The 14,283-nt window shown below is 42.6% G+C and carries 13 protein-coding genes and 1 riboswitch; all 13 genes read right to left on the reverse strand.

Going from position 1 to position 14,283, the window contains the following annotated elements:
• Nucleotides 1–9: 9 nt before the first annotated feature.
• The 13 genes from FLK20_RS12355 to FLK20_RS12415 all read right to left on the reverse strand — a co-directional run bounded on the left by FLK20_RS12355 (nucleotide 10) and on the right by FLK20_RS12415 (nucleotide 14,260).
• A complete protein-coding gene (locus tag FLK20_RS12355; RefSeq protein WP_152656885.1) occupies nucleotides 10–441 on the reverse strand; it encodes a bifunctional adenosylcobinamide kinase/adenosylcobinamide-phosphate guanylyltransferase in 432 nt (143 codons plus the stop codon).
• Nucleotides 393–1,019, reverse strand: a complete 627-nt coding sequence (locus FLK20_RS12360) for a histidine phosphatase family protein (protein ID WP_152656886.1) — start codon at nucleotides 1,017–1,019, stop codon at nucleotides 393–395. The genes FLK20_RS12355 and FLK20_RS12360 overlap by 49 nt, the downstream gene beginning before the upstream one ends.
• Nucleotides 977–1,783 (reverse strand): adenosylcobinamide-GDP ribazoletransferase, encoded by an 807-nt coding sequence (cobS, locus tag FLK20_RS12365; RefSeq protein ID WP_152656887.1) that lies wholly within the window; start codon nucleotides 1,781–1,783, stop codon nucleotides 977–979. The genes FLK20_RS12360 and cobS overlap by 43 nt, the downstream gene beginning before the upstream one ends.
• Nucleotides 1,783–2,622, reverse strand: coding sequence for a cobyric acid synthase (locus FLK20_RS12370; RefSeq protein WP_152656888.1), 840 nt, complete (start codon nucleotides 2,620–2,622; stop codon nucleotides 1,783–1,785). The genes cobS and FLK20_RS12370 overlap by 1 nt, the downstream gene beginning before the upstream one ends.
• Nucleotides 2,619–3,179, reverse strand: coding sequence for a bifunctional adenosylcobinamide kinase/adenosylcobinamide-phosphate guanylyltransferase (locus FLK20_RS12375; protein ID WP_152656889.1), 561 nt, complete (start codon nucleotides 3,177–3,179; stop codon nucleotides 2,619–2,621). The genes FLK20_RS12370 and FLK20_RS12375 overlap by 4 nt, the downstream gene beginning before the upstream one ends.
• Nucleotides 3,161–4,237 (reverse strand): threonine-phosphate decarboxylase CobD, encoded by a 1,077-nt coding sequence (gene cobD / locus FLK20_RS12380; RefSeq protein ID WP_152656890.1) that lies wholly within the window; start codon nucleotides 4,235–4,237, stop codon nucleotides 3,161–3,163. The genes FLK20_RS12375 and cobD overlap by 19 nt, the downstream gene beginning before the upstream one ends.
• Nucleotides 4,212–5,177 carry an adenosylcobinamide-phosphate synthase CbiB gene (cbiB, locus tag FLK20_RS12385; protein WP_152656891.1) on the reverse strand — a complete coding sequence of 322 codons (966 nt, stop codon included), beginning with the start codon at nucleotides 5,175–5,177 and terminating at the stop codon, nucleotides 4,212–4,214. The genes cobD and cbiB overlap by 26 nt, the downstream gene beginning before the upstream one ends.
• Entirely contained in the window at nucleotides 5,155–6,651 is a 1,497-nt protein-coding gene (locus tag FLK20_RS12390; protein ID WP_152656892.1) for an adenosylcobinamide amidohydrolase, read from the reverse strand. Before FLK20_RS12390 ends, cbiB begins: the two co-directional genes overlap by 23 nt.
• Before the next feature lie 5 nt (nucleotides 6,652–6,656).
• A complete protein-coding gene (locus tag FLK20_RS12395; RefSeq protein ID WP_152656893.1) occupies nucleotides 6,657–7,718 on the reverse strand; it encodes a FecCD family ABC transporter permease in 1,062 nt (353 codons plus the stop codon).
• Nucleotides 7,678–8,676, reverse strand: coding sequence for an ABC transporter substrate-binding protein (locus FLK20_RS12400; protein ID WP_152656894.1), 999 nt, complete (start codon nucleotides 8,674–8,676; stop codon nucleotides 7,678–7,680). Before FLK20_RS12400 ends, FLK20_RS12395 begins: the two co-directional genes overlap by 41 nt.
• A 261-nt stretch (nucleotides 8,677–8,937) precedes the next feature.
• A riboswitch (cobalamin riboswitch) is annotated at nucleotides 8,938–9,116 on the reverse strand.
• Nucleotides 9,117–9,351: 235 nt separating this feature from the next.
• Complete coding sequence (rpoE, locus tag FLK20_RS12405; RefSeq protein ID WP_152656895.1) at nucleotides 9,352–9,852, reverse strand: DNA-directed RNA polymerase subunit delta; 501 nt, start codon at nucleotides 9,850–9,852, stop codon at nucleotides 9,352–9,354.
• A gap of 511 nt (nucleotides 9,853–10,363) precedes the next feature.
• Nucleotides 10,364–13,594: a fused isobutyryl-CoA mutase/GTPase IcmF gene (gene icmF / locus FLK20_RS12410; protein ID WP_152656896.1), complete on the reverse strand. Its 3,231-nt coding sequence runs from the start codon at nucleotides 13,592–13,594 to the stop codon at nucleotides 10,364–10,366.
• Nucleotides 13,595–13,654: 60 nt separating this feature from the next.
• A complete protein-coding gene (locus FLK20_RS12415) occupies nucleotides 13,655–14,260 on the reverse strand; it encodes a TetR/AcrR family transcriptional regulator (RefSeq protein WP_152656897.1) in 606 nt (201 codons plus the stop codon).
• Nucleotides 14,261–14,283 lie beyond the last annotated feature (23 nt).

The following is a 14,283-nucleotide window of genomic DNA, read 5'->3' on the forward strand; positions in this document are numbered from 1 at the left end:
ACCGCTCCTTTACTTTTTTAATGTTTCAGAAATGCCATACCAAATCAGGTCAACCCGTTCTGCATGTGCAGCTAATCTTTGGTAGAGCCAGCCGGTAATATCACGCTGCAGACGACTTTCTTTTTCTACCGGCACAATTCCCTTTGAAATATCTGTTCCAATTAGGACAAGCTTGCGGTTATCCTTATTTTGCTCCCATTCCAGCCATGCTTCTGCCTTGTTCATATTTCTGTCTAAAAGTATATTAGTGGATAACGATCTATCTAGTTCTCTCTGTATCCACGCTTCCAGTCCTTCTAAAATCACAATGGAATTCAGGGCTTCATCTGGAGCAGGCCATGTATCATATTCGGTGGCTGAAAACCATGCTGTATCCTCTGGATATTGCTGCCTTACCCATTTTCCTTTGCCGTTAAAGGCACCTCCTGTAACGAAATGCATTTTTGCACATCCTTCCAATCATCTGTTTTCCAAATTAGGCGGATTCCTGCGTCATGTGATATTTCCCAATCAAATAATGTCTTTTGTTTTTTTGTTAATTTTGTTAATAGATAACGAATAGCTCCTCCATGTGCAACCAGCAAAATATTTTTACTTTGCCGTTCAAATGCTTCCTGTCTTAATTTCTGAAAGCTGGCATCCACCCGCTGTTTCATAGCCTGAAAGCTTTCCCCGCCTGGCGGTGTAAATTTTTCAGGTGCAGCAATCCATTCCTGGTAACGCACGTCTTTTTTTAAATCCTCATACGTTTTCATTTCCCATGCTCCGAAATGCATTTCCCGAAAGTCTTTGATTTCTATCTGCTCCAGCAGCGGACAAAGCAGGGCAGCCGTTTGTCTGGCCCGTAATAGATCACTTGTTATACACAGGTCAAATTGTCTGCCAAAGCCCTGCACGGATTGTAATCTTTCTATTTCTTCCGGTACAAGCGGCATATCTGTCCAGCCTATATATCTTTTTTCCTGATTCGCCTTTGTTATACCATGGCGCAGGAGTGTAACAGCAATAGTGTCAGCCATAGTAATAATTCCATCCCCTCTGAGCTTGCTCCTAATGTATCTCCGGTAAGGCCAATAAAATTTTTTGTAATAAATTTAGCGATAAAAAAACCAGTAATGAGTGTCACTCCAATAAATAGGACATAAGCAGGCAGGCAGCTTATTTGAAGCCAGGTAACGCATGCACCAATAAGCACAAGGTAAATAGCATATACCCCGAAAAGGCTGCTGCTTTTACCTTGCTGAAAAAAGCTTGCCATTCCGTCTGTCCGGGCAGGAGGAAGCAGTTGCAGTAACACACCAAGCAGCATTTTCCCCAGAAATGGAATGAATATGATAAAAAGGAGGGCATTAAGATGTGCAGCTTGGATTAATTCATACAGAACGATAAATCTTGTAAACAAGAAAACAATTACCGATAGGACGCCAAATGCGCCTACTCTCGGGTCCTTCATAATTGCTAATCTTTTTTCAGGATCTTTATAGGAGAAGTAAGCATCACTGGTGTCTATCCAGCCATCCAGATGAATGCCGCCTGAAAGAATAATCAATAACAGCCAGAGAAACAGCGCCATCATTAAATCTGTCAGCGGTGTGAAGCTTTGCAGTCCAAATAAAAAAGCTGCATAGATGCCGCCCTGGATCAGCCCTAATAGCGGGAATGTCCGGAGCGCATATTTCAACTGATTTTGATCAAGGGAGAGTGATGCATTTATCGGAATACTCGTGAAAAACTGCAAATTAACAAGAATTCCTGTCAAAAATAAACGGATCTTGTATAGCATCAGGACACTCCTTCCATGATATTTATCAGTTTTTTTGCATTTATATTTGCCTCAAGATTGTCTGCAAGCTTCTCATAATCCGCTTCTTTACTTGCTGAATCCGGCTGAAAAGGGAAGCTTGTTCCATACAGGCTGTCCTCTTCATCAAGCTGATGCGGCATATAGGGAATGACACCCAGCACAGGAAGCTTTGTATAGCTTTCCAGCCACTCTATCCCATCCGTAAAAAGCGAAGGATTACCGGAAAATTTATTAATCAGAATTCCTTTTACACGCGAGCGTTCTTGTTCTGTAAGCAAAGCAAGCGTGCCGGCAATACTGGCGAAAACACCGCCTCTTTCAATATCAGCTACTAAAAGCACAGGGACATCGGCAAGCCCGGCAACTCCCATATTTGCCAGGTCACGTTCTTTCAGGTTCATCTCCACAGGACTTCCTGCACCTTCAATAATCACAAAATCACCGCTATTTTCAGCATGCGCCAGACCTTCTTTTATTGCTTGAAGTGCTCTTTGGTAATAAAGATCTTTAAAGGATGCACCTGTAATAATTCCCTGTGATTTCCCTGTTAAAAATACTTCTGTACGCATATTTTCCAAAGGCTTCAGCAGGACAGGATTCATCCAGGCCTCTGCGTTGCGCCCGGCAGCTTCTGCCTGTTCGTATTGTGAAACGGCAATCTCGCCGCCCGTATCAAGTACAACACTATGGCTCGACATATTCTGCGCTTTGAAGGGGGAAATTTGGAATCCTTGCTTTGTGAGCATCCGGCAAAGAGCTGTCACGAGAATACTTTTTCCGACATGAGAGGCTGTTCCCTGGAGCATAACTCCCTTCATTCCAATCTTCCCTTCTTCACGAGCGGTATCCCGCTTTCTACTAAAATTGCCAGATTCGCTCTCTTTACTATTTTCTGATGCACATGCCCTAATACCTTCTGATAATTCAGTGTAAGTTTATCCTCATAAGGGATGTCCTGCAGCACTTCATTGGAAACAATGATAATCTCGTCCGCCCGGCTGCAAAGCGCTGTTATGTCCTCTTGAACCAGGTCTGCAACTATCTTTGTATCCGTTGTTTCTTCTTGAAATAGATAGTTATTTAAAAGTGTGGTCACACAATCTAATAAAATCACATCCTGCCCTGTAAACTGGTGGGCAATATGCGATAGATGAACTGGCTGCTCCCAGGTTCTCCACGTAAAGCCGGATTTTTCCCGGTCCCTTTGATGGCGTTTAACCCGTTCCTGCATTTCAGTATCTGATGGAATACCACAGGCAATATAGTGAAGGCTGGTGTCTGCCTCCCGGGCATGTTTGACAGCTAATCGTTCTGCAAAAGCACTTTTGCCGCTGCGTACGCCGCCCGTGATAAATATCAATTTTCCTGTGTCCATACAGCTAACGCCTCCAGCAGTTTTTTATTCGCTTCCGGCTGCTTTACAGCAACACGAAGCCATTGTCCTTCAATCCCCGGGAAATTTTCAGTATGACGCAGTACAAGCCCTTGTTTCAGCAGGTAACGAAATAGCTTTTCCTGTGTTGTCAATGCAGTATCCCTCAATAAATAAAAATTCAGCTGCGATGAACTATGTTCAAATCCAAGCTTCTTCAGCTCCTGAAAAATTGCCATTCGTTCTGCTTCCATAAACATTCTCGTTTTCGCAGCGTGTGATCGGTCCTGTAAACAGGCAACACCTGCTTTCATTGCCAGCGCATTTACACTCCAATGCGGCTTTGTCCTGCCAATCTCTTGAAGCAATGCAGGGCTCCCGGCAAGAAAACCGAGACGCAGACCGGCAATACTGTACATTTTTGTCAGCGAGCGGATGATGAGTATATGCTCCTGGTGCAGTACTGTTTCTATATAGGTGACGGGCTCCGGTAAAAAGTCATAAAAAGCTTCATCAATAATACAAAGTGTATCCGTTTTTTTACATATTTCCATCAGGATTTCCACCTTTTCCGGACTGTAATGAACTCCCGTAGGATTATTGGGATTACACAGAAAGACTGCTTTTACTTCTTGAAGCTTATCTGCTAATGCTGGTACCTCTAAATTCCATTCCGGAGCAGCAAGTACCATCTCCACAACTTCACAGCCTTCATTCCTGCAGGCGGCTGCATATTCTGAAAAAGCTGGATGAATCACGGCTATCTTACTTCCGGCTAAATATCTGGCAACCAAAGCGATGACCTCCGCAGCTCCATTTCCCGCAAGTAAATGGGAAGCAGGAATATTTTCCTGTGCTGCAAGCTCTGCCATAAGTGCACTGACATGAGGGTCAGGATAATCATTAATCGCTGTAAACCAGCCTCCCCATTTTTCCTGTAAAACGCCCGGTGCACCTAATGGGTTAATATTCACACTGAAGTCAATCACCTTTTCAGGCATTATCATGTTTAATGCCCCATATACATAATGGGCGTTAGAGCCATGTTCCGGCAGCTGCAACGATACCACCTCCAATCCATAACATCATCACAAAAGCAGTGACTGTCCGCTCCATGATTTTAATGGCATGTAAAATATCCTTTTTTTCCAGCTCCCGCATATTGATTCCCATATGAGCCCGCTCTGATTTGATGCCTCCGTAATAATTAACCCCGCCGAGCTGAACACTAAGGAATAACGCAATAGCTGCTTCAAAATAACCACTGTTGGGGCTTGGATGCTTTTTCGCATCGGTAAGCCAGCGGTAAAAAGCAGCCTTTCTCTTTAAATGCGGCGTACGATTGGTCAGCATCATCAAAAAGCTGGTTATTCTGCTGGGAATCCAATTCAACATATCATCAAGCTTTGCAGCTGCCCGGCCAAAATCCCGGTAGCGTTCATTTTTATGACCGATCATGGAATCACAGGTGTTCACAGCCCGGTACAAAATTGCCAGCGGAGCACCGCCAATAAAGGCCCAGAAAAGCGGGGAGGTAATTCCATCGCCAATACTTTCAGCAACCGTTTCTACAGCAGCACGTGTTACCTCTTTTTCATCCAGCTCATCTGTATCTCTGCCGACAATCATGGAAACCTGGTAACGGGCACACTTTATATCTCCGGCAGTCAATGGTTCATAAACACGTAATGCAGCAGCTCCTAAATCCTTTTGCGCAATGGTTGTCACAATCAGGCATGCCTCAACAATAATCCCGGCAGCAGCATGAAGCTGGTATGCTCCCCAGCTTATTAGCAGGCTGATTGAAAGAACTGTTATTACCACCAGCAAAAGCAGGAGCCCCCCTCTCTGCTTCCGATGCTTCCCGTGATTTAAACGCTGATTAAGCATAGCAATAAAATTTCCCATCCAACGAACCGGATGCGGCCATTGCGGCGGGTCGCCAATCATACGATCAAGAATTACTGCGAGTGTGATACTAATTAAGTGATAGATGATCATGCATTTCTTTCCTTTTAAAATAATTCTGGATGGACTGCTTCATTTCCTGATAAACACCGCGACCAATTAAATAACCAAGCTCCGTAGCTGTACCTGCATAATCAATTTCTTTTCCCTGCTGTGTTGCTGCGACTAATATGCTGTCTGTTGATGTTCCAGTAGCCTGCTTTTTCGTAACAGCATCCCGAACGTTACAATCACGCAGCACCTGTGCTTTGGCTTCTGTTGCAGTAATAATCGCCTGGATATAAGCTTCATCCATCAGCTTCCCATTAATAAAAATCCAGGTATTAATCGTACCCGGCTTGACCGGACCAGCTACAGGTGAATCCATGCGTGTACTGTCTACTGCATTTCCCACACCAGCAGTTACAACAATCATGATAGAAAAGCCATCTCCCTCATACATACCGTAACTATGATCCTCCAGCGCAACAGCTGTCATCATTCCAACTGTTTGCGAAACAGGAAAATCATACCGGCTTAAATATTCCTGCATTTCCTCACGGTGATTTGTACAATTATAATTGGCATCTACATGCCTGTTTACAAAGCTGCTATACCAGCCGAATCCCGCCCCGATCACACCGGAGGATAAGGTTTTCAATGGCTGCTTTGCCTGTAATACAATGCGCTCTGAACTAAACGACAACAAGGCTTCATCAATTTTCACCTTTGCTCCCTCTTTTTCGTTCTTTTTCCCCGGCATGAGATGAAGCTGCGGTTTTGCAATTTGGGCATGCAGCTGTTTGATTACTTCTGTATGATAGACACGGTTAATCAGCTCTTCTGACAGCACATCATCAGGGTTTGCAATCGCCCTTGCCTCTCCTTGTTCCATCAGTAAAATCCGGTCACAATAAAGACTGGCAAGATTCAAGTCATGTAAAATAGCAACAACTGTTAATTCTTCCTGTCTGGCACGTGTTCTCAGTAAATCCAGTAATTCCTTTTGATAAGCTAAATCCAGATGATTTGTCGGTTCATCCAGGAGCAGAATTTCCGGCTGCTGCACCAATGCCTGTGCCAAAAAAATTCTCTGCTGTTCCCCGCCGGAATGCTCCATAACCGAATTATCCTGAAACTGACTAATATTTGTTTGCTTCATTACCTCCTGTACAATTTTTTCATCTGCTTCTGTCCATGTCTGAAAAAAACCGCGATGATGGGCATACCTGCCAAGCGAAACAGTTTCCTTTACAGTATAAGGAAAAGCCTGCGGTGATAATTGTGGTAAAACAGCTACTTTTTTGGCAAGCTGTTTTTTGGTTAAATCCGTAATGCTTATATTACTAATCTTCACCATTCCCTGCTGCAATTCCAATAAACCGCTCAACAGCTTGAGCAGTGTGGTTTTCCCGCTTCCATTTGGTCCCAGAATACCGAAAAATTCTCCTTTTCCAACAGAAAAATGAATGTTTTTTACAATTTTTTCACCATCATAACCGCCAGATACGTTTTCTACGTTAAGCATCTTTTTTATCTCGCCGCCTTTCTTTTCTGTTTAATTAAAATCACGGCAAACACAGGGGCTCCGACTAATGCTGTAATGACGCCTACAGGCAAAACCTGCGGCGAGATAATCGTCCGGGATAATAAATCCGTTAAGATCAGAAATCCGGCTCCTGTAATCATAGACAGCGGTAAAAGATGCATATGATCCGGTCCCCAAAGCTTTCTGGCTAAATGCGGGATAACGAGGCCGACAAAGCCAATTGTGCCGGAAACAGCCACTGCTGCACCTGTTAAAATAGAGCCAGATGCCAGGATAAGCATTTTTCTTTTTTCTACGTTTACTCCTAAATACTGCGCCCGCTCTTCTCCAAAAGACATGGCATTCAATTCCCGTGAATTCATCAGCAAAAGGAAACAGCCGATAATTAAAAACGGTAAAATGATCCCGACATATCTCCAGCCGCGCATCGATACACTTCCTAAAAGCCAGCTCATAATTTGCTGCAGTTCTTCCCCTGTTAAAGCAATAATTAAAGAAATAATAGACCCTAAAAAGGAACTGAAAATAATCCCGGTAAGAATAATCGATTCGACACGCATCGTTTTGTCAACTTTTTTTGCGAAAAAGAGAACGATCATAATAGTTGCCAGTGCTGCTATAATACTTAAAATTGGCAACGTATACATCCTAAGAAAAGGAATAGATATATTAAAAAACAGCGTAGATACTGCTCCGACGGATGCACCGGAGGACACACCAAGAATATATGGATCAGCTAAAGGATTTCGCAATAAACCTTGGAAGGCCGCTCCTGCAATCGCAAGAGAGGCCCCCACAAGTCCTGCCAGAATAACCCGTGGCAAGCGAATATCATATACAATACTGATATACATCGAATCAACATCCGCAGCAACAGGCAGACGGAATAATTCTGATCCAATTATTTTAATGATTTCAGGTATCGGGACAGCTACACTGCCAACTGAAACAGCTATCAGCATGGTACTGACTAAAAACGCTAAGGATAGCGTATATTTCACCAGATTACTCTTCATCAAAAAGCTCCGGATAAACTGCTTCTGCAATTTCTCTGGCACCATCAACAAGACGCGGGCCCGGGCGGGAGACTGTATCCGAATCAACATCATAAATCCGCTCATTTGCTACAGCATCTACCGCATCAAAACCAGCTCTGGAACTCACTTCACCAATTGGATCCTCTACATAAGAGCCATATGTCGAAATAATAACCTCTGGATTCAGCTCGATAATTGCTTCCGGGTCTATCTCAACCCACCCCTCCTGATCACCGGCTGCATTATCTGCATTTATAATTTGCAGTAACTCATCAAGGAATGTATTCTGTCCTACTGTAAAGATATCTGGTGACGGCGAGATTTCAAAGAAAACGGATTGACGCTCGTCCTCCGCTACTTCCGAAGTTATTTCCTCCAATTCAGCAAAGTCAGCTTGCATATCTGTAACTAATTGTTCTGCCTCTTCTTCCGCACCAACAACTTGTCCAATATTTTCAATTGTTTCATATGTTGTATCAACATCTGTTGCATCGGCCACGGTAAATACATCAATGTCAGCATCCTCCAGCTGTTCTAATGCTTCCTGTGATGAAGCGACCTGAGATGCATGGGCTAAAACCACATCCGGGTCCAGGCTAATAATTACTTCCACATTAAATTCCATGCCGCCGACTGTATCAATATCCAAAACTTCATCTGGATACGTATCATTTTCAGACACGCCAACAACCTTATCTCCCTGTCCTAAAGCAAATGCAATTTCCGTGTTACTCGGCATTAACGAGACAATACGCTCGGGCTCTTCCTCCAGTGTTACCTCATTGTCGATTGCATCTGTAATTGTTAACGGATAAACAGAATCATCTCCATTTGTTTCTTCAGAAGCTGCTTCTTCATTTGATGAATCTTCGTCTGGTGCTGCATCATCGGTATTGTCATTATTACTGCACCCAATTAAGATACCTGCTAATAATGTCACCAGCAGTACGTGTAAAAACTTTTTCACTTTAACTTCCCCCTTGATTTTGTTTTTTTACATGCCCAGCCATTCCGCCTGGAAAACATCAGAAAAGAAGGTGAGTGAATCTGTTTTCACAGAAACTTCATCCAGCTGAATCAAACAGCTTTGTACAACGAACAGACGTCGATTGTTTTTACCTGATTTCTTCTGCCCACTGTAAAACTATTAAAAAAACATCTCCACGGCGCACATGAAGATGTCAGAAAGATTCAGAAAAATGCTTCACCTTACTATCCTCGTAGATTGGCTTTGAGCTAAAAATAGGCAGGTATCCTGGCTTTTGGTCATCACTCACAGATCCTTCCCATACAGCTTTGTACAGTGGCTAGCTCTGCTCGCTCGCAATTACAGTGGCGGGACCGCGTTGGAATTGCACCAACTTCCCTTTACGATTTTTAAAAATCACCTATTTTTATTTTTATGTAATGGTCCTTACGTGTTGAACATTCTCTTTAAGACTATTTTACAATGTTTTACGGTAGAAGTCACCTTTTGGATGATATTTTCATTATACGGTCATGCTCCGGCAAGCCATACCTGAAAAGTGCAGGATCGTCCTGGCCATACTACCTTATTTCTTAAAGTGCAAAAAAGCTGGAGCAGGTTGAATTACTATCCAACCAGGTCCAGCTTTTTTTTGAATACATTTTTTGCAGATGATTAACGATCGTCCTCATCATCGTAGTCTAATTCGTCCATATCATCTTTTCCGATAACGTCATCGACTTCATCTTCAATTTCTTCTAAGTCGGCATCCTCTACATCATCGAAATCATCCAGCATATCATCGATGTCTTCATCTGTTATATCTAAATCATCATCAATTTCTTCTGATTCATCCAATACTGCTTTTTTCTTCTTTTTCTTACGTTTTTTTGGTTCCTCTGTGATTTCTTCCTCGGCTTGCTCTACCGGATACCAGCTCTTTAATCCCCACATGCCGGAGCCTAATGTTAAGTAGCGTCCATCAACATTCATATCTGTGTAGAATTGCGCAATTAAATCTTCTTTCTGTTTTTCAGAGAAGTTCTTTAAATCTGCTATTTTAGAAAACAAATCCTGAAAAGAGATGGCTTTATTTTCTTCCTTTAAAATAATAGAACCTAATTCAATCATGGATAGATCATCAATTTGTTCTTGTGTCAGTTCTTTCACGCTCACGTTCATGCACTCCTTTTAAAAATATAATCATACCTATCTATGCTATAAATGATTATTATACCTGCTATTTCGTCACAATAAATCTATTTTACATTATAAACATATTTGAATGCAATTATCCACTAAAAGTTTACCGTTCTGTCTTCTTAAATAAGCTGAATAGCGATCACTCCGGAAAAACACTACGCTTTCCACGGGCTTGCGCTCAGCCTCCTCGATAAAAAGAAAACCGCTTTTTCTCTGCGGGGTCTTCCCACTGGGACTGCGATTACTCGCCCCACCGAAGAGCTTTTGCGCTTTCCCGTAGGAGTCTCCGTGTTTTTCCTCCGTTAGATAGTTTCATTACCATCTATATTTAATTTACACTAACCTGACAACATTGCTACAGTTCCTCGTCTCTATCGAAAACCGACGCTAGTTACTACTGTATACAATCCTAACTTAATCATCTTTATTATGATAAACAAGAACGTGAGCATGGTTTTCATAGCTTGATATATTTTTAAATTATTTACATATTCCGCCGGTATTGTCCTCCGACTTCGTAGAGCGCTTTTGTGATTTCTCCAAGGCTTGCGTGGCGAACAGTGTGCAGTAATTCTGAAAAGATGTTTCCTCCTGTTACAGCTGTTTGTTTTAACCGCTGCAGGGCTTCCTCAACATGATCTTTATTTTCTGCTTGAAACCGGCGCAGTTCTGTGATTTGATGCATTTTTTCTTCTTCTGTCGCCCGGGCAAGCTCCATCGAATCAATGTCTTCCTCTGATGGCGGATTCGGGTTTAAATACGTATTCACGCCGACAATAGGAAGTTCCCCGGAATGTTTCTTTCCTTCATAATAAAGGGACTCCTCCTGAATTTTTCCGCGCTGGTATTGACGTTCCATTGCTCCCAGCACTCCGCCGCGGTCATTCATCTGTTCAAATTCCTGTAAAACCGCTTCCTGCACAAGGTCTGTTAATTCTTCCACAATGAAGGCTCCCTGTAAGGAATTTTCATTTTTCGTCAGTCCAAATTCTTTATTAATAATCATTTGAATCGCCATTGCCCGGCGGACAGATTCTTCTGTCGGTGTCGTAATCGCCTCATCATAAGCATTGGTATGCAAGGAATTAGTATTATCCTGAATAGCTAATAACGCCTGCAATGTTGTACGGATATCATTAAAATCAATCTCCTGTGCGTGCAGGGACCTGCCGGATGTTTGCACATGATATTTCAGCTTTTGACTGCGTTCATTTGCACCGTACTTTTCCTTCATGGTAATTGCCCAAATCCTTCTGGCTACTCTGCCAATGACGGTATACTCCGGATCTAAGCCGTTTGAGAAGAAAAAGGACAGGTTCGGTGCAAATTTATCAATATCCATGCCCCGGCTTAAATAATATTCTACATAGGTAAATCCGTTTGCTAATGTAAACGCAAGCTGGGTAATCGGATTCGCCCCTGCTTCTGCAATATGGTAGCCGGATATGGAGACAGAATAATAATTGCGTACTTTATGATCGATAAAATATGCTTGAATATCTCCCATCATACGCAGGGCAAATTCGGTCGAAAAAATGCATGTATTCTGCCCCTGATCCTCTTTTAAAATATCCGCCTGCACGGTACCCCTGATGACAGAAACCGTATCTGCCTGAATCTGAGTGAATTCCTCCCCTGTCGGCGGGCGTCCATTTTCTTCCGTGAACTTATCTACCTGCTGGTCGATGGCCGTATTAAAATACATCGCTAAAATAATTGGCGCCGGACCATTAATTGTCATCGAAACAGAGGTTAACGGATCTGTTAAATCAAAGCCGCTGTAAAGCTTTTTCATATCATCTAATGTACAAATATTTACACCGCTGTTGCCAACCTTCCCGTAAATATCCGGTCGTTCAGCAGGGTCTTCCCCGTATAAAGTGACTGAGTCAAATGCCGTTGAAAGCCGTTTCGCTGCTTCCCCTTTAGATAGATAATGAAAGCGGCGATTCGTCCGCTCCGGCGTTCCTTCACCGGCAAATTGTCTTGTCGGATCCTCCCCTTTTCTTTTAAACGGAAACACACCTGCTGTATAAGGAAAAGAGCCGGGGACATTTTCCCGCATTAACCAATAAAGACGGTCTCCCCAATCCTGATATTTCGGCAAAGCCACTTTCGGAATTTTTAAGCCGGCTAGAGATTCTGTCGTTAAGTCGATCGTAATCTCTTTATCTCTCACTTTAAATGTAAATGTATCCCCCAGATAGCTCATCTTTAATGTCTCCCAATTATCCAGCAGCTGTCTGGCATCGCCATCTAATTGCTGTTCAGCTAATCTAACCGCCTGATCCAGTGCAGCTGCCGCTTCTTCACCAACATCCTCTCTGGCTCCTTTTAACCGATAGAGCTTTGAAGCAATGAACCGCTGTTTTTCCGCACGCTTATCATAATTACGAACATAGGAAGCGATCTCCCGCAGATAATGCCTGCGTTCATTGGTAATAATTTGATTTTGCTTTTCGGAAACGACATGACGTTCAAATGACGTCTCTTCTTCCCAGTGGTAATCTTCATTTATCCGATCAATGAACGAAGCAAATAAAGCATTCGTTCCTGCATCATTAAATTGACTCGCTATCGTTCCGAACACAGGGAATTTGGTTTTATCCTCATGGAATAACATATGGCTGCGCTCATATTGTTTCCTGACTTGATTCAGTGCATCCTCTGAACCTTTTTGCTCAAATTTATTTATGACGATAAAATCAGCAAAATCAATCATATCAATTTTTTCTAATTGCGTTGGTGCACCATATTCCGCTGTCATGACATACATGGATAAATCCGTAATATCTGTAACCGCTGCATCCCCCTGCCCAATTCCGCTTGTCTCCACAATAATCAGGTCATAACCTGATGCACGAACTACCTCGATCGCATCTTGAATCGATTCAGAAAGCTCTGTACCTGAATTTCTGGTAGCCAGAGAACGCATATAAACCCGATCCGAAAAAATAGCATTCATGCGGATACGATCACCAAGTAAAGCACCGCCCGTTTTTCGCTTTGATGGGTCAATAGATAAAATAGCTACCTTCCGCTCTGGAATTTCATTTAAAAACCTGCGGATCAGTTCATCAGTCAACGAGCTTTTCCCTGCTCCACCTGTTCCTGTAATGCCAAGAACGGGAATTTTCTTTTTTTGATGCGCAGAAATTTTTTCTAACACGTATTTCTTTGTTTCTTCTTCTCCATTTTCCATCAAGGTGATAAATTTGCCGACCGCTAACCTGTTTCCTTCTCTTAATCGCTCCAAATCTTTTTCCAGATCGATGGGCGGAAGAAAATCGCATTTTTCCAGCATACGGTCAATCATCCCTTGCAAACCATATTTTCTCCCATCCTCCGGAGAAAACAGCCAGGCTACACCGTAATCATGAAGTTCTTTAATTTCCCGAGGAAGAATGGTTCCTCCTCCTCCGCCTAACACTTGAATATGTGCGGCATCCAGTCTTTTTAGCAGGTCAATCATATATTTAAAATATTCCACATGCCCGCCCTGATAAGATGAAATGGCAATTCCTTGCGCATCCTCCTGAATGGCTGCATAAACAACTTCTTCTACAGAACGATTATGTCCAAGGTGAACAACCTCTGCACCGCTAGCTTGCAAAATACGCCGCATAATATTTATTGAAGCATCATGCCCGTCAAACAGACTGGATGCTGTCACAAAACGGATGGGATGCTTTGGCGAATAACGTTCTTCTGTCATGCTTAATCCCCCAATTCCGATAAATTTTTGAATTTACAAAACCTCTGATTATTCATATATTCACAGCCAAACATCAACTTGTTTCATTTGTAATTCTACGTATTCATCAATGGTAAATTCTTTTTGGATGAGCCAGCGGCGGAAGCACCACATATGTCCGCTGACAACAATATTATTTGCCAAAAAATATATTTCCTTTGCGCTCAGCCTTTCTTTTAAGCAGACTGTCAACAGCTCCTCCATCATTCCGACGACCTTCTGCTCCTGGTCCAGGACAAATTTGCGTTTTTCTTTATTTAATGATTTTGTTTCTTGATACAGCATTAAAATTTCCGGCTGTATGGTGTCCATAAAATAAAGATATTGCCGAATGGCCTGACGCAGGCTTTCCTCTGTCGAATTTTCTACAGAAATGGTTGCTGTAAGCTGGTCGCGCACTTGATCATGCACGAATTCGCACACAAGAAAAAGCACATCTTCTTTGGTTCTGATATATTCGTATAACGTTCCAATACTGAACCCAGATTCTTTCGCAATTTCTCTTGTCGTTGTACGATGAAAGCCTTTCTCCTTAAAAAGCCGCATGGCTCCTTCAATAATTTGCTTCCTGCGCCGCATCACTAACTCTTGATCTTTCACGGATGAACGGATCTGGTCTTCACTCATTTGTCAGCCTCCTTTTCCAAAAA

It is taken from the genome of Oceanobacillus sp. CFH 90083 (genome assembly GCF_009389585.1).
Classification (GTDB): Bacteria; Bacillota; Bacilli; order Bacillales; family Amphibacillaceae; genus Oceanobacillus.

Bases quoted from the DNA above. Each gene is read 5' to 3' on its own strand.
- FLK20_RS12355 (WP_152656885.1), bottom strand. From the start codon at position 441: ATGCATTTCGTTACAGGAGGTGCCTTTAACGGCAAAGGAAAATGGGTA.
- FLK20_RS12360 (WP_152656886.1), bottom strand. From the start codon at position 1,019: ATGGCTGACACTATTGCTGTTACACTCCTGCGCCATGGTATAACAAAG.
- cobS (WP_152656887.1), bottom strand. From the start codon at position 1,783: ATGCTATACAAGATCCGTTTATTTTTGACAGGAATTCTTGTTAATTTG.
- FLK20_RS12370 (WP_152656888.1), bottom strand. From the start codon at position 2,622: ATGAAGGGAGTTATGCTCCAGGGAACAGCCTCTCATGTCGGAAAAAGT.
- FLK20_RS12375 (WP_152656889.1), bottom strand. From the start codon at position 3,179: ATGGACACAGGAAAATTGATATTTATCACGGGCGGCGTACGCAGCGGC.
- cbiB (WP_152656891.1), bottom strand. From the start codon at position 5,177: ATGATCATCTATCACTTAATTAGTATCACACTCGCAGTAATTCTTGAT.
- FLK20_RS12390 (WP_152656892.1), bottom strand. From the start codon at position 6,651: ATGCTTAACGTAGAAAACGTATCTGGCGGTTATGATGGTGAAAAAATT.
- icmF (WP_152656896.1), bottom strand. From the start codon at position 13,594: ATGACAGAAGAACGTTATTCGCCAAAGCATCCCATCCGTTTTGTGACA.
- FLK20_RS12415 (WP_152656897.1), bottom strand. From the start codon at position 14,260: ATGAGTGAAGACCAGATCCGTTCATCCGTGAAAGATCAAGAGTTAGTG.